At 54.0% G+C, this 20944-nt stretch carries 22 protein-coding genes; 10 read left to right on the forward strand and 12 right to left on the reverse strand.

From position 1 onward, the window contains the following. The first annotated feature begins 41 nt into the window (after positions 1–41). Positions 42–308 carry a helix-turn-helix domain-containing protein gene (locus TU92_RS02685; protein WP_112164420.1) on the forward strand — a complete coding sequence of 89 codons (267 nt, stop codon included), beginning with the start codon at positions 42–44 and terminating at the stop codon, positions 306–308. 130 nt (positions 309–438) lie between these two features. On the opposite strand, the gene ruvB is transcribed toward TU92_RS02685, so the two are convergent. From ruvB to aspS, 6 genes are all read right to left on the reverse strand, one after another. After that, complete coding sequence (gene ruvB / locus TU92_RS02690) at positions 439–1449, reverse strand: Holliday junction branch migration DNA helicase RuvB (RefSeq protein WP_112164421.1); 1011 nt, start codon at positions 1447–1449, stop codon at positions 439–441. A gap of 8 nt (positions 1450–1457) precedes the next feature. Further along, a complete protein-coding gene (gene ruvA / locus TU92_RS02695) occupies positions 1458–2072 on the reverse strand; it encodes a Holliday junction branch migration protein RuvA (RefSeq protein WP_112164510.1) in 615 nt (204 codons plus the stop codon). Between the two features lie 87 nt (positions 2073–2159). After that, positions 2160–2681: a crossover junction endodeoxyribonuclease RuvC gene (gene ruvC / locus TU92_RS02700; protein ID WP_056769506.1), complete on the reverse strand. Its 522-nt coding sequence runs from the start codon at positions 2679–2681 to the stop codon at positions 2160–2162. Between the two features lie 108 nt (positions 2682–2789). Then, entirely contained in the window at positions 2790–3533 is a 744-nt protein-coding gene (locus tag TU92_RS02705; RefSeq protein WP_112164422.1) for a YebC/PmpR family DNA-binding transcriptional regulator, read from the reverse strand. A 26-nt stretch (positions 3534–3559) separates the two neighbouring features. Continuing rightward, the gene (nudB, locus tag TU92_RS02710; RefSeq protein ID WP_112164423.1) at positions 3560–4006 is read right to left on the reverse strand and encodes a dihydroneopterin triphosphate diphosphatase; all 447 of its coding nucleotides are present in this window, start codon (positions 4004–4006) and stop codon (positions 3560–3562) included. Further along, positions 4006–5802 carry an aspartate--tRNA ligase gene (aspS, locus tag TU92_RS02715; protein WP_112164424.1) on the reverse strand — a complete coding sequence of 599 codons (1797 nt, stop codon included), beginning with the start codon at positions 5800–5802 and terminating at the stop codon, positions 4006–4008. Before aspS ends, nudB begins: the two co-directional genes overlap by 1 nt. A gap of 349 nt (positions 5803–6151) precedes the next feature. Between aspS and TU92_RS02720 the strand changes: the two genes are divergently transcribed. The 6 genes from TU92_RS02720 (at position 6152) to TU92_RS02745 (ending at position 10338) form a co-directional block, all read left to right on the forward strand. Next, positions 6152–6727 (forward strand): hydrolase, encoded by a 576-nt coding sequence (locus tag TU92_RS02720; RefSeq protein ID WP_112164425.1) that lies wholly within the window; start codon positions 6152–6154, stop codon positions 6725–6727. Positions 6728–6815: 88 nt separating this feature from the next. Next, positions 6816–7634 (forward strand): DUF72 domain-containing protein, encoded by an 819-nt coding sequence (locus tag TU92_RS02725; RefSeq protein ID WP_112164426.1) that lies wholly within the window; start codon positions 6816–6818, stop codon positions 7632–7634. 109 nt (positions 7635–7743) lie between these two features. Continuing rightward, positions 7744–8139, forward strand: coding sequence for an MAPEG family protein (locus tag TU92_RS02730; protein WP_112164427.1), 396 nt, complete (start codon positions 7744–7746; stop codon positions 8137–8139). A 122-nt stretch (positions 8140–8261) separates the two neighbouring features. Beyond that, positions 8262–9005: a carboxy-S-adenosyl-L-methionine synthase CmoA gene (cmoA, locus tag TU92_RS02735; protein ID WP_112164428.1), complete on the forward strand. Its 744-nt coding sequence runs from the start codon at positions 8262–8264 to the stop codon at positions 9003–9005. After that, positions 9002–9973, forward strand: coding sequence for a tRNA 5-methoxyuridine(34)/uridine 5-oxyacetic acid(34) synthase CmoB (cmoB, locus tag TU92_RS02740; RefSeq protein WP_112164429.1), 972 nt, complete (start codon positions 9002–9004; stop codon positions 9971–9973). Before cmoA ends, cmoB begins: the two co-directional genes overlap by 4 nt. Before the next feature lie 161 nt (positions 9974–10134). Beyond that, positions 10135–10338, forward strand: a complete 204-nt coding sequence (locus tag TU92_RS02745) for a hypothetical protein (protein WP_112164430.1) — start codon at positions 10135–10137, stop codon at positions 10336–10338. A 470-nt stretch (positions 10339–10808) separates the two neighbouring features. Here TU92_RS02745 and cutC read toward each other — a convergent pair whose 3' ends face one another. Further along, positions 10809–11567, reverse strand: coding sequence for a copper homeostasis protein CutC (gene cutC / locus TU92_RS02755; protein ID WP_112164432.1), 759 nt, complete (start codon positions 11565–11567; stop codon positions 10809–10811). 121 nt (positions 11568–11688) lie between these two features. On the opposite strand from cutC, the gene TU92_RS02760 reads away from it, so the two are divergent. Then, positions 11689–12837, forward strand: a complete 1149-nt coding sequence (locus TU92_RS02760; protein WP_112164433.1) for a MalY/PatB family protein — start codon at positions 11689–11691, stop codon at positions 12835–12837. Here the strand turns inward: TU92_RS02760 and TU92_RS02765 are convergent. After that, complete coding sequence (locus tag TU92_RS02765; protein WP_425272526.1) at positions 12834–13394, reverse strand: VOC family protein; 561 nt, start codon at positions 13392–13394, stop codon at positions 12834–12836. The two genes, TU92_RS02760 and TU92_RS02765, sit on opposite strands and share 4 nt — an antisense overlap. A gap of 297 nt (positions 13395–13691) precedes the next feature. On the opposite strand from TU92_RS02765, the gene argS reads away from it, so the two are divergent. Next, entirely contained in the window at positions 13692–15425 is a 1734-nt protein-coding gene (gene argS / locus TU92_RS02770) for an arginine--tRNA ligase (RefSeq protein ID WP_112164435.1), read from the forward strand. Between the two features lie 68 nt (positions 15426–15493). Here the strand turns inward: argS and murJ are convergent, their stop codons facing one another. The 4 genes from murJ to rimJ all read right to left on the reverse strand — a co-directional run bounded on the left by murJ (position 15494) and on the right by rimJ (position 19372). Then, a complete protein-coding gene (murJ, locus tag TU92_RS02775) occupies positions 15494–17029 on the reverse strand; it encodes a murein biosynthesis integral membrane protein MurJ (RefSeq protein ID WP_112164436.1) in 1536 nt (511 codons plus the stop codon). A 167-nt stretch (positions 17030–17196) separates the two neighbouring features. Beyond that, positions 17197–18108: a Gfo/Idh/MocA family protein gene (locus tag TU92_RS02780; protein WP_112164437.1), complete on the reverse strand. Its 912-nt coding sequence runs from the start codon at positions 18106–18108 to the stop codon at positions 17197–17199. Positions 18109–18120: 12 nt separating this feature from the next. Further along, positions 18121–18774: a DUF480 domain-containing protein gene (locus TU92_RS02785; protein ID WP_112164438.1), complete on the reverse strand. Its 654-nt coding sequence runs from the start codon at positions 18772–18774 to the stop codon at positions 18121–18123. 10 nt (positions 18775–18784) lie between these two features. After that, positions 18785–19372 carry a ribosomal protein S5-alanine N-acetyltransferase gene (gene rimJ / locus TU92_RS02790; protein ID WP_112164439.1) on the reverse strand — a complete coding sequence of 196 codons (588 nt, stop codon included), beginning with the start codon at positions 19370–19372 and terminating at the stop codon, positions 18785–18787. 212 nt (positions 19373–19584) lie between these two features. Here rimJ and mdtH point away from each other — a divergent pair, with 212 nt between their 5' ends. Then, on the forward strand, positions 19585–20790 hold the full coding sequence (mdtH, locus tag TU92_RS02795) for a multidrug efflux MFS transporter MdtH (RefSeq protein ID WP_112164440.1): 1206 nt from the start codon (positions 19585–19587) through the stop codon (positions 20788–20790). Positions 20791–20944: the final 154 nt, after the last annotated feature.

Genomic DNA, 20944 nt, shown 5'->3' on the forward strand with positions numbered 1-20944 from the left:
CTGTTTATTCTGCGCCCCTGTTCTCCGGAGGTGGCCGTATTATGATAAATACCAGAGAAGACTGGCATCCCGCCGATATCATCGCAGCAATCCGCAAGAAAGGTTCAACGTTGACGGCACTCTCCCGTGAGTCCGGACTGGGTTCTTCCACACTTTCTAACACCCTGTCACGACGATGGCCTAAAGGCGAAATGATCATCGCGCAAATGATTGGCGTTCCGGCCTGGGAAATCTGGCCAAGCCGTTATTACAATGCCAAGGGTGAGTTAGTTGTGCCGAAGTTGCGTACCCCTAAAGCGGTAGTGTAATCCGTGACGCGGTGGGAGCCTGTCTTTCACCGCAATTTGTCCGGTCGTGTTGATTACTTTGTTGTGAACTACAAAAACCAAAACGGACGCAAAAGCGCCCGTTGGGAATTCTATTGTCTGACGACCGGTTTTATTCTTCCGCGCGCGAAAGCCCAAAGTGTTTATAGGCATGATTGGTCGCCATGCGGCCACGCGGCGTCCGCTGAATAAAGCCCTGCTGGATAAGGAAAGGTTCGATGACATCTTCAATCGTTTCCCGTTCTTCACCAATCGCTGCCGCTAAGTTATCCAGACCTACCGGCCCGCCGGAAAATTTATCAATGATAGCCAGCAATAGTTTGCGGTCCATGTAATCAAAACCTTCCGCATCGACGTCAAGCATATCCAGCGCACCGTTGGCAACGTCACCGTTGATCGTCCCGTCACCTTTGACCTCCGCGAAGTCGCGCACACGGCGCAGCAGACGGTTGGCAATACGCGGCGTACCGCGCGAACGGCGGGCAATCTGATGTGCGCCCTCTTCTGACAACTCCAGCCCCAAACACAGTGCGCTGCGTCCGACGATGTGTTGCAAATCCGCCACCTGATAGAACTCAAGACGCTGCACGATCCCGAAACGGTCACGTAGCGGTGACGTCAGCGAACCGGCGCGGGTAGTGGCACCAATCAGGGTAAACGGAGGTAAATCGAGCTTGATGGAACGCGCGGCAGGCCCTTCGCCGATCATGATATCCAGCTGATAGTCTTCCATCGCCGGATACAGAATCTCTTCGACTACCGGGGACAGACGATGGATTTCATCAATGAACAGCACGTCGTGTGGTTCAAGGTTCGTTAGCATAGCCGCCAGATCGCCGGCTTTTTCCAGCACCGGGCCAGAGGTGGTGCGCAAATTCACGCCCATTTCATTGGCCACAATATTGGCGAGCGTGGTTTTACCCAGCCCCGGCGGCCCGAAAATCAGTAAGTGATCGAGCGCATCTTTACGTTGCTTAGCCGCCTGAATAAAGATTTCCATTTGCGAACGGACGTGCGGCTGGCCGACATACTCTGACAGCAGCTTCGGGCGGATCGCACGGTCAATGACTTCTTCTTCCGTAGTGAAGACTTCGGACGAAATCAGGCGGTCAGCTTCGATCATCTCTTACCTCACAGCGCAGCGCGCAGCGCCTCTCTAATCAACGTTTCGGATTCAGCACCCGGTTTGGCAACTTTGCTGATCATTCGGCTGGCTTCCGGTGGTTTGTAACCCAGTGAAATCAGGGCTGCAACGGCTTCGCCTTCGGCATCAGATTCTTTTGTTTTCGACGCCGATGCAGGTAACGTGATATCAGTATGATTGTTAAATAGATCACCGTTTAATCCTTTAAACCGGTCTTTCATCTCGACAACCAGGCGCTCTGCGGTTTTCTTACCTACACCCGGTAACTTAATTAACGCGGTGATTTCTTCCTTTTCCACCGCACTGACAAACTGCTGCGCCGACATGCCTGACAAGATAGCCAGCGCCAGTTTTGGTCCGACGCCGTTGACTTTAATCAGCTCGCGAAACAGCGCACGTTCCTGCTTGTCATTAAATCCGTAAAGCAGTTGTGCATCTTCGCGGACGATAAACTGTGTGAAGATGATAGCTTCCTGACCCAGGTCCGGCAATTCGTAAAAACAGGTCATTGGCAACTGCACTTCATAGCCAACGCCGTTGGTTTCCAGCAGCACCAAAGGGGGCTGTTTTTCCAGAATGATGCCTCGTAGTCTGCCTATCACGTTCATTTTCCTTATCGGGTCAAAAACTGCGATGTTTATATCATAAAAAAAGCTGGATGGATATCCAGCCTAATGGACTTGCGGCGTCTATCGCATCCGCCCTCGCGCCATCTGTAATTTGTCCGTACTCAGACGGATTGCGTTCTGGCTCATGTGGCAATGTGTGATAGCAATCGCCAGTGCATCGGCAGCATCCGCCTGCGGATTGGCGGGTAATTTCAGCAACGATCGCACCATATGCTGAACCTGTGATTTCTCAGCGGCACCCGTGCCCACAACGGTCTGTTTGACCTGCCGTGCGGCATATTCAAAGACCGGTAAATCCTGATTCACGGCTGCCACAATCGCCGCACCGCGCGCCTGGCCGAGTTTTAATGCGGAATCGGCGTTCTTCGCCATAAATACAGATTCGATGGCAAAAAAGTCAGGCTGAAATTGGGTAATGATTTCCGACACACCGGCGTAAATCAGTTTCAAACGTCCAGGCATATCGTCCACCACGGTGCGGATACAGCCGCTGCCGAGATAGCTCAGCTGACGCCCTGTCTGGCGGATAATGCCATAGCCGGTAATACGCGAACCGGGGTCGATCCCCAGAATAATAGCCATAGCCGCTCAACGCCTTGTATTGTCGTTTTTATAAGGAAGTGGGGAGAGTATAAACTGCTGCGGGATAACAGGATAGCCAGCCGGTGGAAACCACCGGCGGCACGAAAATCACAGAGTTTCTGCAATCTCGTCTGAGATTTCACCGTTATGGTAAACCTCTTGTACATCGTCACAATCTTCCAGCATGTCGATCAGGCGCAACAGTTTAGGCGCAGTGTCTGCATCCATGTCGGCTTTGGTCGATGGGATCATAGTGACTTCTGCGGAGTCGGCTTTGAAACCGGCCGCTTCCAGCGCGTCTTTCACATCGCCCAGACTTTCCCAGGCCGTGAACACGTCAATCGCGCCATCGTCATAAGAGACGATATCTTCTGCGCCTGCTTCCAGCGCGGCTTCCATCACCACATCTTCATCCAGACCCGGAGCAAAAGAGATCACGCCTTTTTTGGAGAAGAGGTAAGAAACGGAACCGTCAGTGCCCAGATTACCCCCGGTTTTGTTGAAGGCGTGACGCACTTCAGCCACGGTGCGGTTGCGGTTGTCACTCAGGCATTCCACCATGACTGCTGAACCACCAGGACCGTAACCTTCATAAATGATGGTTTCCATGTTGGTATCATCATCGCCGCCCACGCCACGCGCGACGGCGCGGTTCAGGGTGTCGCGGGTCATGTTGTTAGACAGCGCTTTATCGATAGCTGCGCGAAGACGCGGGTTAGCCGCCGGATCGCCGCCACCGAGTTTTGCTGCCGTCACCAGTTCACGAATGATTTTGGTGAAAATTTTGCCACGCTTAGAATCTTGCGCCGCTTTGCGGTGCTTGGTGTTGGCCCACTTACTGTGACCTGCCATAACAAATCTCCAAAAAGTCTAAAGTCTTAACAGACCGAATAGTTTACAAATTCTTCAATCGCCTGCTGGTTGCTCGGGGACACCGTCAGCGCTGCCGCTGCGGTTTTGTCGAGCCAACGGTATGCATGATGCTCGGTAAGTTCCACATCACGCTCCTCGGGTAACGCCAGACAGAACCAGTGTTCTTTGTTGCGGGTCACGCCGGGAGCATAGCGATGGCGCAAATGCGCAAATATTTCAAAATCCACACAGCGATCGCAGTCTTGCAGAGTCAGGTTTTCACCTGCGATGTCGATACCGACCTCTTCCATGACTTCACGCTGCGTGGTGTCTTTCGGGGATTCCCCGTCTTCCAGACTGCCGGTCACCGACTGCCAGAAATTCGGGTCATCCTTTCGTTGTAGCATCAGCACCCTGCCGGTGTTTCTGGCGTAGATGACGCACAGTATCGACTCAGGACGCTTGTCGCTCATTAGTTATTCTCTGTATTTGTGTCTGGCGTCACTTCTTTTTTCGCCACTACCGCAATACCCAGCTCCAGCAGCGACGCCGGATTAGCAAAGCTTGGCGCTTCGGTCATCAGACAGGCCGCTGCGGTAGTTTTCGGGAAGGCAATGACGTCACGGATGTTGTCGGTGCCGGTCAGCAACATCACCAGACGGTCCAGACCAAAGGCCAGACCAGCGTGCGGCGGTGTGCCGTATTTCAGGGCGTCGAGCAGGAAGCCAAATTTCTCGCGCTGTTCGTGCTCGTTAATGCCCAGAATGCTGAACACGGTTTGCTGCATTTCGCTGCGGTGAATACGCACGGAACCGCCGCCGACTTCGTAACCGTTGATCACCATGTCGTAGGCGTTGGCGATCGCGGAAACCGGGTTGGCTGCCAACTCTTCAGCAGTCATCTCTTTCGGTGCGGTGAACGGATGGTGCATCGCACTCAGGCCGCCTTCGTCGGTGTCTTCAAACATCGGGAAGTCGATTACCCACAGCGGTGCCCACACGTCGTCTTGCGTGATTTTTAGGTCGCGGCCAACTTTCAGACGCAGTGCGCCGATGGCATCAGTCACGATTTTCGCGCTGGCTGCGCCGAAGAAGATCATATCGCCGTCTTGTGCGGCGGTGCGCTCGATCAGTGCAGAGAGCAAATCAGCGTTCAGGAACTTAGCAACCGGGCTCTGGATACCTTCCAGACCTTTCGCCACTTCGTTCACTTTGATGTAAGCCAGACCTTTCGCGCCGTAAATTTCGATGAATTTCGCATATTCGTCGATTTGTTTACGGCTCAGGGATGCGCCGCCAGGGACACGCAACGCGGCCACGCGGCCTTTCGGATCGTTGGCCGGATCGGCAAACACTTTGAACTCGATGTCTTTCATCAGGTCCGCAACGTCAACCATTTCCATCGGGTTACGCAGGTCCGGTTTGTCAGAACCGAAACGACGCATCGCTTCTGCATAGGTCATGATCGGGAAATCGCCCAGATCCACGCCTTTGATTTCCTGCCACAGTTCACGCGCCAGTTTCTCCATCACTTCACGCACTTGTTCAGCGCTCATGAAAGAGGTTTCAACATCGATCTGAGTAAATTCTGGCTGACGATCAGCACGTAAATCCTCATCACGGAAGCATTTGACTACCTGATAATAACGGTCGAAACCGGACATCATCAGCAGCTGTTTGAACAGCTGTGGGGATTGTGGCAGCGCGTAGAACTTGCCTTTATGGACACGGCTTGGCACCAGATAATCGCGCGCGCCTTCCGGTGTGGCTTTGGTCAGCATCGGAGTTTCGATGTCGAGGAAGTCATGGCTGTCCATGAAACGGCGTACGAAGCTGGTGATTTTTGCGCGCGCTTTCAGGCGATTGGCCATCTCAGGGCGGCGCAGATCCAGATAGCGGTATTTCAGACGCGCTTCTTCGGAGTTCACGTGATTGGAGTCGAGCGGCAGGGATTCTGAACGGTTGATGATGTTCAGACCGCTGGCGAACACTTCCACTTCACCGGTCGCCATGTCTTTATTGAACTGGCTTTCAGGGCGCGCACGGACGGTGCCGGTCAGCTGGATACAGAATTCATTGCGCAACTCAGAGGCCAGTTTGTAGGCGTCAGCCTGATCCGGATCGAAGAAAACCTGCACGATGCCTTCGCGGTCACGCATATCGATGAAAATCAGACCACCCAAATCGCGTCGACGGTTAACCCAGCCACACAATGTCACTTCCTGGCCCACATTGGACGCATTCAGCTTTCCACAATATACAGTACGCATAACGGTATCCTTTTGATCCCACTACCCGGCCTCATGGCGCACAGGTACAGAAACGGTTATTCACTCTGGTCGCCCGCCCGCAAAACGCTGCGGCGCGCGGAATAGGTTTGCTTATGTTCTAAATCTAAGCTTCTAAAAAAGGCGGCTATTATAAAGGAATTTCCTTCGCAGGATAAGTGCGAACACGTCAAGGCTGGCGCGGAAATTCACTCATGTTGCCTGCTACACATAATTTAACAAAATTATCCCCAAATTGACCCACGCGTTAGCATAGACTCGCGCAATCCCCTTTGTACACGCTGTTCATTATTCCTTTCGCTATTAATGAGATAACCGGGAGCTTTACGCCATGAAACTTGACCCTAAAACCACCGCACTGGTACTGATCGATTTACAGAAAGGGATCCTGCCGTTCGCCGGTGGCCCCCACACCGCGCAGCAGGTGCTGGATAACGCGACAGAACTGGCAAACCGCTTTCGTGAACTGGGCGCACCGGTGGTCATGGTTCGCGTGGGCTGGTCCGATTCCTTTGACGAAGCGCTGAAACAACCGGTTGATATTCCGGCGGCTGCGCCGGAAGGCGGTTTGCCTGCCAGCTGGTGGGAATTCCCGGAGCAACTGGCGGTGACCGACAAAGATTTACTGGTGGTGAAACGCCAGTGGGGCGCGTTCTACGGCACCGATCTGGATCTCCAGCTGCGCCGTCGTGGCATTAAAAGCATCGTGCTGGCGGGTATCTCTACTAACATCGGCGTAGAGTCCACCGCGCGTAACGCGTGGGAACACGGCTACGAGCTGGTGATTGCCGAAGATGCCTGCAGCGCGCACAACAACGAACATCATCAGTCCAGCGTGCAGTTTATTTTCCCTCGCATCAGCCGCGTGCGCTCCACCGCCGAAGTGCTTGCCGCTCTGCCACAGTAACGTTACCCTGCCTCAAGGCATTGTTTTTGTTATCCAGACGCGCCCACCGGGGCGGCGTTTTCGTAAGGAAAAACGGGAGAGTACCGACATGTATATTGGTTTACCGCAATGGCATCACAGCGCCTGGGCATCCATCGGGCTGCGCGATTTGGCGGATTACGCGCGGTATTTCAACTGTGTCGAAGGCAACACCACGTTTTATGCCCTGCCAAAACAGGAAGTGGTGATGCGCTGGCGCGATATGACGCCGGAAACTTTCCGTTTCTGTTTCAAATTCCCCTCGGCCATCAGCCATAAAGCGGCGCTGGCGAACTGTCAGGAAGATGTCGATACGTTTTATCGCACACTCGCCCCCCTTGGCGAACGCATCGGACAGCTGTGGTTGCAACTGCCCGCGACCTTCGCGCCGCAGCATCTTGAGCGTTTGTGGCGATTCCTTGATGCCCTGCCCGCCGGTTTTGATTACGGTGTGGAAGTGCGGCACCCGGATTTCTTTGCCAAAGGTGATGCCGAGCGCTGGCTTAATCAAGGTTTATGTCAACGCGGCGTTAACCGTGCCATTCTCGACAGCCGCCCGGTGCACAGTTCGAGCTCAGTAACCGAGGCCGTACTCGAAGCCAAACGCAAAAAACCTGTTCTGCCGCTGCACGCATTAGCCACCGCCTCACGCCCCATCGTCCGTTTCATCGGCGGCGACCAGCTGGAAGCAAACCGCCCTTTGTTCGCGCAGTGGATCAACAAACTTCAGGCGTGGGAAACTGAAGGGCTTACGCCGTATTTATTCATCCATACGCCCGATTGCACCGATGCCCCTCAGCAGGCGCGCAGCCTGTGGCAACAATTGCGCCAGCAGATGCCGTCAGTGCAGCCGGAGCCCGACTGGCCGTTGCAGGATACGCTGTTCTAAAAAATTCACTTTTTCATGACGACAGGTTTTAGTCAGACCGCTATCATAGCCGGGCAGCGGAGAAGAAAAATATTCCGCCGGATTACCTGGAATAACCAAGGAAGTCATCATGATTAGCGCGTTATACGTCGTGCTTGCCGCCATACTGTTGATCAAACTCTCTTTCGATGTTGTACGTTTGCGCATGGAATACCGTATTGCCACCGGCGACGGCGGATCCTACGAATTGCAGACCGCCATCCGCGTACACGGCAACGCCGTCGAATATCTGCCGATTGGCTGTTTATTACTGCTGTTTATGGAAATGAACGGTGCCGCCGTCTGGATGGTGCACGCCTGCGGGCTGCTCCTGATTGTCGGGCGTTTATTCCACTATTATGGTCTGAAAAATCGCGAATTTACCTGGCGTCGCAACGGTATGGCCGCAACCTACATTTCGCTGGTGCTGATGGTGGTCGTCAATATTATCTATCTGCCGTGGTCGCAGTTCCTCGCCTTCAACTGACTTCGGCCATTTTCCGGGCAGTTTGCAGTGAACGCCGGTGCGCAGGTATCTGCCTGCGCCAGTATCTGCTAAAATCTGCCCTCACTTTTTACCCACACTCTTTTCTGGCCTGACTCACCACTATGGCAAACCACGATACGCTTTTTTCTGCACCTATAGATAAGCTCGGCGACTGGACGTTCGATGAACGCGTGGCCGAAGTTTTCCCCGATATGATCCAACGTTCCGTACCGGGTTATTCCAACATTATTTCGATGATTGGCATGCTCGCCGAACGTTTCGTCCAGCCGGATTCCAATGTCTACGATCTCGGTTGTTCGCTGGGTGCCGCCACGCTTTCGATGCGGCGCAATATCAAGGTACCGGGCTGCGAAATTATTGCTGTCGATAACTCCCCTGCCATGGTGGAACGCTGCCGTCGCCATATTGATGCCTTCCGCGCCGAAACGCCGGTTACGGTCATCGAATCCGATATTCTTGACATCGAGCTGAAAAACGCCTCGATGGTGGTGCTGAACTTCACGCTGCAATTCCTTGAGCCTGACGATCGTCAGCGCCTGCTCAATCAGGTTTATCAGGGAATGCGCCCGGGCGCTGCGCTGGTGCTGTCGGAAAAATTCAGCTTCGAAGATAAAGATGTCGGAGAATTGCTGTTCAACATGCATCATGATTTCAAGCGCGCTAACGGCTACAGCGAACTGGAAATCAGCCAAAAACGCAGCATGTTAGAAAATGTCATGCTGACCGACTCGGTCGAAACTCACAAAACCCGCCTGCGTCAGGCCGGTTTCCAGCACACGGAAGTCTGGTTCCAGTGCTTTAACTTCGGCTCACTGATTGCGCTGAAAGCCGGAGAACCCGCATGATCGATTTTGGTGATTTTTACCGCGTCATCGCCAAAGGCCCGTTAAGCCCGTGGCTAAACACCCTGCCGTCTCAGCTGACCGCGTGGCAGAAAGAATCCCTGCATGGAAAATTTAAACTGTGGTTTAACTCGGTTGACCGCCTGCCGCTGATTAAGCCGGAACGCCTGGATTTGTTGCACAGCGTTACCGCCAATATGGAAACGCCGCTGCCCGCCGGTCAGCGCGAAGGGATCGAAAACCTGCTGCGTAATATGATGCCCTGGCGCAAAGGGCCGTTCTCGCTGTACGACGTTGAAATTAATACCGAATGGCGTTCTGACTGGAAATGGGATCGCGTTCTGCCGCATATTTCTCCCCTCACCGGGCGCACCATTCTGGACGTCGGCTGCGGCAGCGGGTATCACATGTGGCGCATGATTGGCGCAGGTGCGCATCTGGCGGTCGGTATCGACCCGATGCAGCTCTTCCTCTGCCAGTTCGAAGCCGTGCGTAAATTACTGGGTGGCGATCAGCGTGCGCATTTACTGCCGCTGGGCATCGAGCAGTTACCGGAGCTTAACGCGTTCGACACCGTCTTTTCTATGGGCGTGTTGTATCACCGCCGTTCGCCGCTGGATCATCTCTACCAGCTGAAAAATCAGCTGGTCAGCGGTGGAGAACTGGTGTTAGAAACTCTGGTCGTCGAAGGTGACAGCCAGCAGGTGCTGGTGCCGGGTGACCGTTATGCACAGATGGGCAATATCTACTTCATTCCTTCTGCCGATGCGCTTAAGGACTGGCTGATCAAATGTGGCTTTGTGGACGTACGCATCGCGGACGTCAGCGTCACCACGGTGGAAGAACAGCGCCGCACAGACTGGATGACCAGCGAATCGCTGGCCGAATTCCTCGATCCGAACGATACGACAAAAACAATCGAAGGCTACCCGGCACCGCGCCGCGCACTGCTTATCGCACGCAAACCGTAATTCTGCTTTTACTCCCGTCGCCTGGCGGGAGTTTTCTTCCGACATTTGACTACACGTTCTGTAACACCCTCAGCAACATCTTCAGTGAAAAAGGTCTAACCTTTTATTATTGCTATCCGTTTGTTGTGCAAGAGATCGTTGTTAACGTTTTGGGAGGAGATATGAAATTCCCTAAAGGCAGTATCGTTAAACACAGATCCGGTGATATCAAAGGTGCTGTTATGAATGCGTTTGAGTCAGAAAAGGGAAATGTGTCGTACTACGTGACATGGGAAGACGGCACCAGCAGCATGCATCAGGAAAATGAGCTGCATTGGGCCAATATTGACGTCGCCATCCGTATTAAAAACTTTTACGAGAAGTAGCCTGATTGCCCGTACCGCAACATAAGTGGCGATAGACCCGCCGGAATGACTGCGCTTTTTTAACAATAACGCGCTCTGCGTTACAGGCCTTTGTAAAACTTCTGCTTTGTGCGCGTAATTGATGGATTGATGACGGCTTTTTCGTGTATAAATTCGGCCAAACTTATTCATCAGCATCGCGATGCTTTCAGCTTCGCGGGGAAAATCATGCGCAGAAAGATCCGCTTGCTTGTAGACAGAGCCTTTATCGTTTTCGGCCTTTTTATTATGTGTCTGGTGGTGAAAGCCGGAATGTTTGGCGTTGCGTTACTGACCTGGGGTTAATGACGTTCCCCGGCTAAAAGAGTGGCGCTAAAATACTGCGCACAAAAAAAGCCCCGCCAACATGACGGGGCTTGGTACTTGCGCAGGGCGACGCAATAAGGGTCGTGAGACCCAATAAAACTGTTGGCTTAATTCAATCGGCTTAATTACGCCGTACGGGATATTTCATCGTCGAACTGCAATGTGCTTTTCATTGCGGCAACAATATCGCCGTCCACGCAATAACGACTGAATTCATCAAAATCTGTGTCAGAACTCATGGTGACACCGGCCTTGCGGTAGCGCATAGAAGATTTCACCTGGCGCCCCGCCGAGCTGTGCAATTCTGTCAGCCCGATATCCACAAACTTTTGCAGATTGGTGAGGCGTACTCCCGCGCCCGCCATAATGATAGGACCACGCGTCAGCTGATTCAGTTCCCGCAGCATCGGTAATCCGACTTCAGCGTTCTGCTGCTGGCCAGAAGTCAGAATGCGCGCCACCCCTAACTGAGTCAACTGCTCCAGCGCAACCTTTGGATTAAGGCACATATCAAAGGCTCGATGGAACGTCACTGCCATATCGCCGCACAGCGCCATAACTTCCCACATGCGCGGCATATCGATATGCCCTTCTGCATCCAGCATCCCGACCACCACGCCGGGGAACCCCATATCACGGATACAGGTGACGTCGCTTTTCAGCACGTCGAATTCACTCTGGCTATAGCAAAAGTCACCACCCCGCGGGCGAACAATAGGATGCACCGGGATCGTCACTTTTTCCCTGGCCAGTTTGAGGGTGCCATAGCTTGGTGTAATCCCCCCGTCGGCCTGACTCGCGCACAATTCGACGCGATCGGCTCCGGCCTGCTCTGCCGTAAGCGCACAATCCACGCTGTAACAACACACTTCTAACTTAGTCATGTGACCCCTCCTGATAACGGCATTATGCTACAACACTTGTTTGTAACCGGCCATGTCGCGTAGGCTCTTACAGATGAGCATCCCCGCCCAATTGCTTACTGCTTACTTAGGAAAACTAACTATGACACTCAATTTTGATTTATGGGTAGACCGCAGTCACAGTGATAGCGTTAAGTGGAATAAATACCATAATCAGGATGTCATTCCGCTTTGGGTAGCAGATACCGATTTCACCGCACCGCCGCAGGTCATTAAAGAATTACAACAGCGCGTCGCCGAAGGCGTTTTCGGTTACGGTTTTACGCCACCCGAACTGACTGAGTTAGTGGTCGCACGCATGGCTGAACGCTACGACTGGCAAATCCAACCCGACTGGATTGTCTGGTTGCCCGGCCTGGTCTGTGGCCTGAACGTCGCCGTGCGTGCAAACGTCACACCAGAGCAGACCAGCCTGATGCCCTTGCCGATGTACCCACCGTTCATTCAGGCCGCAGAATCTGAAGGACGCCAGTACAAAGCGATTGCGGTAAAACAACAGCAACAACGCTGGGTGGCCGATTTTACTTCTGCACAAAGCCAGCTCGACGGCAGAGAAAGCCTGTTAATGCTGTGCAATCCTTATAATCCGGGTGGCACGGTGTACCGCCGCGAAGAGTTGCTGGAACAACAGGCGTTCGCCAAACGCCACAATCTGGTGGTGTGCTCGGACGAAATCCACTGCGATCTGATTCTGGAGCCCGGCCTTAAACACATCCCCTTTGCGTCGCTTAATGAAGATGCCGCACAGCGTTCGATCACGCTTATTGCGCCTTCAAAAACCTTCAATCTGGCCGGTCTGGGCGCATCGATGGCGATTATCCCGAATCCGCAATTACGCCGTAAATTCCTTGAAACCAGCAAAGGCATCGTTCCGCACGTCAACATTCTGGCCTTCGTCGCTGCAACCGCAGCCTATCGCGATGGCGACGAATGGCTGAGCGCGCAGCTCGATTACCTGCGTGATAACCGCGAGCTGGTGACGCGGCGGATCAACGCCATGCCGGGGTTGAACATGGTTGCCCCGGAAGGCACCTACCTCGGCTGGATCGACGCCAGCGCTCTGCCGGTCACAGACCCTTACCGCTTCTTTGTGGATGCCGGTGTCGGGTTTACTTCAGGCGCAGAGTTTGGCGAGCCAAAGTTTGTGCGCATCAACTTTGGCTGCCAGCGTGCGCTGCTGGAAAAAGCGCTGGATCGCATGGACGTCGCCCTTCGGGCGCTTGCAGATTAATCCTGTTCCCTTTCGCTGGCGACTATCTCACGCAGGCTGTGCGGGTGGAATTTAATGGTCACCGACCCGTCGGTGATCGCCAGCGTCGGGTTAGGCAGGCGTTCGTTCTCGCCCTTAGGCGAACTTTGTTTGAGTTTGATACCCGGCATGATCAGCGCCTCATCTGCGATCAGCGCCAGTGCACGGGTATAAAGCTCTTCTTCCACACCCGGCAACACAATCTCGATGTGTTCCCAGCCCTCATGCGGATATCGCTTCTCACCCGGATACGGCAATTCAACCAAGTCGATTTGCAGAGGCCCTACCTTCAGCGGTTCGTTGAGCGTGAACAGGCAGATCGGACGCCCGTTGATCTGGGTTTCATTTAATAACGAACCCCATTTTGCCAGCCCTGCACGCCAGCGATCCGCCGTGGTATTTTGATGACAGCGCACGGAGATATGGTCAGCATGGAAATCTTCCAAAGTCACCTGCAACTTCGCGGCGAATGCCGTCAATACGCTGACAAAGCGTGGCAGATCATCGACTAAATCCTGTAACTCAGGCACATGTTTCATGACGGGCATCCTAACTCTTTTGAATTTGCAAATCTTCCGGGGCGGGTAATTTACACAGGCTTTCATCCGGTTGCCAGAGACATGCCGCAGAATCGGGTTTTCCACCCTCTGAAAGGCGCGGCGATACTGACTCCCTATGGCTGATATGATATAAACACGCATCATTTTCGGTTAATCCGCTTAAAGCGGATAATCAGTAAACAACTACATTCTTCCCCTCAATCTTTCGGATTGCATCAAGGCAGTTAACGCAGAGGCAGCACGAAGGATGACGGGGATTAAACATAAGGTAATCCGGTGAATATTCAGTCACTTCTTTCAGAAAAAGTCAGCCAGGCGCTGATCGCAGCAGGCGCATCTGCCGACAGCGAAGCGCAAGTCCGTCAGTCCGCCAAAGCACAGTTTGGCGACTATCAGGCTAACGGTGTTATGTCAGTGGCAAAAAAACTCGGTATGCCACCACGACAACTGGCAGAGAAAGTGGTTGAACTGTTGGATCTGAGCGGCATCGCAAATAAAGTCGAAATCGCCGGGCCGGGTTTTATCAATATTTTCCTTGATCCTGCCTTTGTCGGTGCGCACGTCGACAGCGCGCTGACCGCGCCTAAACTGGGCATCACGCCGGTTGAGCCACAGACCATCGTCATCGACTATTCCGCGCCAAATGTGGCAAAAGAGATGCACGTCGGCCATATCCGTTCCACCATCATTGGTGATGCGGCGGTGCGTACTAACGAATTCCTCGGCCATAAAGTGATCCGCGCGAACCATGTGGGTGACTGGGGTACGCAGTTCGGTATGCTGATCGCCTATCTCGAAAAAGTGCAGAACGAAAACGCCGGTGACATGAATCTGGCCGACCTTGAAGAGTTCTATCGCGCGGCCAAGAAAAACTACGACGAAGATGAAGATTTCGCTCTGCGTGCCCGTGGTTACGTGGTGAAACTGCAAGGCGGCGACGAATACTGCCGTCAGATGTGGCGCAAACTGGTGGATGTCACCATGGCGCAGAACCAGCTGACTTATAACCGTCTGAACGTGACGCTGACCGAAGACGACGTGATGGGTGAAAGCCTCTACAACGACATGCTGCCGGGCATCGTTTCCGATCTTCAGGCCAAAGGTCTGGCAGTGGACAGCGAAGGCGCAGTCGTCGTGTATCTGGATGAATACAAAAACAAAGATGGCGATCCGATGGGTGTTATCATCCGTAAAAAGGATGGCGGCTACCTTTACACCACCACCGATATCGCCTGTGCGAAATACCGCTATGAAACGCTGGGCGCCGATCGCGTGTTGTATTACATCGACTCCCGTCAGCATCAGCACCTGATGCAGGCGTGGACCATCGCGCGTAAAGCAGGATATGTCCCGGATTCCGTGGCGCTCGAGCACCACATGTTTGGCATGATGTTGGGCAAAGACGGCAAGCCGTTCAAAACCCGTTCAGGCGGTACGGTGAAACTGTCCGATCTGCTGGATGAAGCTATTGATCGCGCACGTAAGCTCATCACTGAGAAAAACCCTGAACTGAAAGATGCCGAAGAGCTGGATAAGCTGGTGAACGCGGTCGGTATCGGCGCTATCAAATATGCCGATCTCTCGAAAAGCCGCACCACCGACTACATCTTCGACTGGGATAACATGCTGGCGTTCGAAGGCAATACTGCGCCTTACATGCAATATGCCTACACCCGCGTGGCGTCTATCTTCAAGCGTGCCGACATCGACGTGAACAGCCTGACTCAGCCGGTTGTGCTGCGCGAAGAACGTGAAGCAGCACTGGCGACCCGCCTGTTGCAGTTCGAAGAAGTGCTGACCGTCGTCGCCCGCGAAGGCACGCCACACACCATGTGCGCGTATCTATACGACGTTGCCGGTCTATTCTCGAGCTTCTACGAACATTGCCCGATCCTCAATGCAGAAGACGAAACCAGCCGCAACAGCCGCCTGAAGCTGGCTCTGTTAACACAGCGCACGCTGAAAACCGGGCTCGATACGCTGGGTATCGAAACCGTAGAACGTATGTAATCGCGATTAAACAGAGACAATAAAAAAGGGCGCTAAGCGCCCTTTTCTGTTTCTGTCATCTCAGCCAGTTAATCCAGTCGTCGCGCAAACTCTTTCACGCGAAAACCTAACAGGCCGAGTACCGCGAAGTACGCTATCACGCCAGCAGCCACTACGGCCGCCAGACGAGCCAGACGATAAGCCATACCGCCGACGTCCCACGCGGGCATTAGCCACATCATGCCAATGAGCGCGGCAGACATCGCGATAACCGCGACAAACAGTTTAATCAGGAAGATTCTCCAGCCCGGCTGCGGCTGGAAGATATCCTGTTTACGCAACTGCCAGTAAAGCAGCGAGGCGTTGAGACAGGCGGCCAGACCGATAGACAGCGAAAGCCCGGCATGTTTCAGCGGCCCGATAAAGGCAAGGTTCATAACCTGGGTCATCAGCAGCGTAATCATGGCGATCTTCACCGGCGTTTTGATGTCCTGACGCGAATAGAAGCCAGGTGCCAGTACTTTTACCACGATAAGCCCCATCAGCCCGACGGAGTACGCCACCAGTGCGCGTTGCGTCATCGACGCATCAAAGGCGCTGAATTTACCATACTGGAACAACGCGACGGTCAGTGGTTTCGCCAGAATACCCAGCGCGACGGAGCTTGGCAGCGCCAGCAGGAAACACAGGCGCAGGCCCCAGTCCATCAGGCGGTTGTATTCAGCATGATTTCCGCTGGAGAAACTGCGCGCCAGCGATGGCAGCAAAATGGTGCCCAGCGCCACGCCCAGTACGCCGGACGGGAACTCCATCAGACGGTCGGCGTAATACATCCAGGACACTGAACCTGAGACCAGAAACGATGCAAAAATAGTGTTGATGATAAGAGAAATCTGGCTCACCGAAACGCCCAGGATCGCCGGCCCCATCTGACGCATCACACGCCACACACCGGCATCTTTCAAATTCAAACGTGGCAGCACCAGCATGCCAATTTTTTTCAGATGCGGAAGCTGATAACCCAGTTGCAGGACGCCACCGGCGACCACTGCCCAGGCCAGCGCGAGCACCGGCGGATGGAAGTAAGGTGCCGCGAACAGCGCAAAACCGATCATGCTGACGTTAAGAAACGTCGGGGCAAAGGCCGGGATCGAGAAACGGTTCCAGGTATTAAGGATCGCCCCGGCCAGCGAAGCCAGAGAAATCAGCAGGATATAAGGGAACGTAATGCGCAGCAGCGAACTGGTCAGCGCGAATTTATCCGGAGAATCGACAAAACCGGGCGCAGTAATGTAAATCACCCACGGCGCGGCAAACATGCCGAGAATGGTCACCACCGCCAGCACCAGCGTCAGCAAACCGGAGACATAGGCGATAAACGTCCGCGTGGCCTCTTCGCCCTGCTGGGTTTTGTATTCGGCAAGGATCGGCACGAAGGCCTGAGAAAAGGCGCCTTCGGCAAAAATCCGGCGCAGCAAATTGGGCAGTTTAAACGCCACAAAGAAAGCGTCGGTCACCATTCCGGCACCAAAAACGCGGGCCACGATGGCGTCGCGCGCAAAGCCTAATACACGTGAAAACATCGTCATGGAACTGACGGCTGCCAAAGATTTAAGTAGGTTCATGTCACTTTTCTTGTTTGCCGGTGTTACTTGTAAATCAACACGTTAATCATCAGAAGTCACCAGCATGGCTCGAAGATGCGCATAGTCTACGCATCCGCCATGCAATAGCCACCGGCAGTTGTTATATATTGTAACGATCAGAACAGGCGTGGTTTTGTCGCTAACACTCAGTTTTCCAGCAGTTTCTCGATAAATGCCTGCGCATAAATCGCCTGCTCGCCGCTGGTTTCAGGTGCGGTCTGATTAGTGACGCAATCGACGAAGTGCTCAATCGCACCGACAAAACCGCGCTGCGTCAGCGTACTTTGCCAGCCCGGCACCGGTGGCTGAGTCAGCACATCCTGCTGCTCTTCCCGCCAGACGCGCATGTCGTCGAGCTGATAGAACGCGCCATCGGTCACGGCCTGCACGCTCTCACGGGACGTGCCGCCGCGACGGTGCATCGAGGTCGTCACCAGTGTTTCACCGCACAGAAAATGGTGCTCGCCGTAAATCATCTGATTCGATTCATTCACCTGAATCAGTCCGCTTTCAAGACTCGCATTGCCGCCCGCCAGCCACAGCGCGGTATCGACCACGTGCAGATAATCATCTAACAGGGTAAAACGCAGCTCGTTTGGCCCGACGCTGTCGGTACGGTGTTTATCCATACGCACGGATGCCGGATTTTGCATCTGCGCTTTGAGCTGGCGATACAGCGGCGCGTAGCGGCGGTTGAAGCCGACCATCAGCGCTTTACCCGCTTTTCGTGCCTGCTCTACCAACTGTTCGGCCTGATTAAGCTCCGCAGCCAGCGGTTTATCGACGTACACATGCACACCCTGCGCCAGCAACTGGCCGACCACGTCAAAATGGCTGGCGGTGCTGCTGTGAACAAATACCGCGTCACACTGGCTGGCCAGTTCGTCGATGCGCGAGAAACAGGCCATACGATAGCTGTCGCAAACGGCCTGTGCTTTTTGCTGATTCGGCGAAAAACCGCCAACCAGCGTCCATTTATCTGCGTGGCTCAGCACCGGCAGATAGGCTTTTTGCGCGATGCCGCCCAGCCCGATAACGCCTAAACGAAGTTTACTCAAGAGAGATTCCTTTTAATCGGCCAGATGTTGCAGCAGGCTTTCCAGACGCTGTTTCAGCTCAGCAACTTCGGCCTCCAGCGTTTCAACCCGCGCTGCCAGACCTGACTCTTCGGACACGGTGGCATAGGACGGCTCTTCGGTCGCGCTGGCCACATTGCTCACTTCGCCGCTGAACAGATGCATAAACCGGCTTTCGCGTTTACCTGGCTCACGCGCCAGCCGCACGCAGAACGGGCCGTCTTCGCGGACGGTCAGTTTTGTGAGGGTTTGTTCAACGTCGGCGACGTCGGCAAAATCATGCAAACGGTTGGTGCGGGTACGCAGTTCGCCCGGCGTTTGCGCGCCACGCAGCAGCAACGTGGTCACCACGGCGACTTCCTGCGGGGAAAATTTGAGATTACCGAATTCGGAATTACAGAAACGATGCTCGTACTTCATGGTGCGCGAACCGCTCAGGGTGCGGATGATGTGTTTGCGCAGCAGCAAATCCAGCGTTTGCTGAACGTCGCTTTCGCTGAGCTCCATCACCGGTTCCCGGTTGGTTTTCTGGTTGCAGGCGGTGGTCAATCCGTTGAGAGTCATCGGATATTGCTCTGGCGTCGTGAGCTGTTTTTCCAGCAAACAGCCCACCACACGGGCCTCCCGGGCACTGAGTTCATGTTTCATCTTGCTCTCCTTATCGGGACGGGGGTGTCCATTCTCGCCAGGTTAACGCAGTCAGTACGTGATCTTGCCATTTACCGTCGATCAGTAAATAGTCTTTCGCGTACCCTTCACGCTCGAAACCGAGACGCTCCAGCAACTGACCGCTGCGTTTATTGTGCGGCATGTAATTGGCCATAATACGGTGCATTTTTTGCTGACGTTGCATATAACGGATCAGCGACTGCAAAGCCTCCAGCATCAGCCCCTGCCCCTGCCACTCCTGACCCAGCGAATAACCGAGGAAACAGGCGTGGAATGAGCCGCGTAATACATTGCTGAAATTCGCCACGCCCATTACACGATTTTCATCAGGATCGAGCAAAATAAAATAATAAGCGCTGCCCTGTTTCTGCATTTCGGTAATTAAGCTCAGACGTGCCTGCCAACCTGAAGGATAGCAATGGCTTTCGTCCCTGACCGGCTCCCAAGGTTTGAGAAATGCCCGGTTCTCCGCATAGTACTCCGCCAGCCGGTGCGCATCGCGATCGTGCACCAGTCGCAGAACCATCCGGTCAGTGGTAAGCCGTACCTTAGGCACGGCAGATTTATAGCCAAACATCCCTTCCCTCCACATCCCGCATGGGTCGATAAATAGAATTTATAGGAAACCATAAAACATGCCTAATTCTGCCAGTCAGAACGCGGCTTGACGATAAAAAAATATTATCTATAGCGCCCTATCTAAATGCCTGTTTCCGGTTCAGACTGGAACGGTCTTTTCCCCTTTCTGTATCCGCCGGACGGGATACAAATAATCGCTCATGGTGAAGCATGTCTCTGGTATCACAAGCTCGGAGCTTGGGTAAGTATTTTCTGTTATTAGACAACGCGCTGGTTATTTTAGGCTTTTTCGTAGTTTTTCCATTGATCTCGATTCGATTTGTTGATCAGCTGGGATGGGCCGCGATGATCGTCGGTCTGGCGCTGGGTGTCCGGCAGTTAACGCAACAGGGATTAGGGATATTTGGCGGTGCTATCGCCGACCGCTTCGGCGCCAAGCCCATGATCATCACCGGCATGCTGTTACGCGCTGCCGGTTTCGCCACCATGGCAATGGCCGACCAGCCGTGGATTTTAATCTGCTCGTGTATTCTCTCCGGTCTTGGCGGCACGCTGTTCGACCCGCCACGCACTGCGCTTGTCATCAAACTCACCCGCCCGCATGAACGCAGCCGCTTTTTCTCGCTGATGATGATGCAGGACAGCGCCGGTGCGGTGATTGGCGCGCTGATCGGCAGCTGGCTGCTGCAATATGATTTCCACTACGTCTGCTGGGCCGGTGCCGCCATCTTTGTTCTGGCCGCTGCCTGCAACGCCTGGTTGTTGCCCGCCTACCGGATTTCCACGATGCGTACGCCGATGCGTGAAGGCATGATGCGGGTTCTGCGCGATCGCCGTTTTCTGGCTTACGTGCTGACGCTCACCGGTTATTACATGCTAACCGTGCAGGTCATGCTGATGTTGCCGATTGCGGTAAACGACGTCGCGGGCAGTCCGTCAGCGGTGAAATGGATGTATGCCATCGAAGCCGTGCTTTCTCTGACCTTGCTCTATCCGATTGCACGCTGGAGTGAAAAACGTTTCCGCCTCGAGCAGCGCCTGATGTTTGGCCTGCTTATCATGACGCTCAGCCTGCTGCCGGTCGGGTTGGTGACGTCTATCAACCCGCTGTTGTTGCTCATCGGCTTCTTCTATATCGGCTCCGTCATCGCGGAACCGGCGCGTGAGACGCTGAGCGCATCACTGGCCGACGCCCGCGCACGCGGCAGTTATATGGGTTTCAGCCGTCTGGGGCTGGCACTCGGCGGCGTCATTGGTTATACCGGCGGAGGCTGGATGTATGACACCGGTCGCGCCCTCGAACTGCCTGAATTACCCTGGTTTTTACTCGGTGTTGTCGGGTTCATCACTCTTACCGGGTTGTACTGGCAATTTAATCTTCGCCGCATCGAACCGGCGATGCTCAGCGGCAATTAGTCTGCTTATTAAAACGGCGGTCACAGTATCGCCGTTTGATCTCGCTACCATCTATACCCATACTGGTTTTAACACATCGATAAAATCCGAACCTACATCCGGCAATTTTCACGCACCCTACAGGTCAACGCCGGCGAAAACAGGAGCTATGAAA

Origin of the sequence: Rahnella inusitata (assembly GCF_003263515.1) — a bacterium.
Classification (GTDB): Bacteria; Pseudomonadota; Gammaproteobacteria; order Enterobacterales; family Enterobacteriaceae; genus Rahnella; species Rahnella inusitata.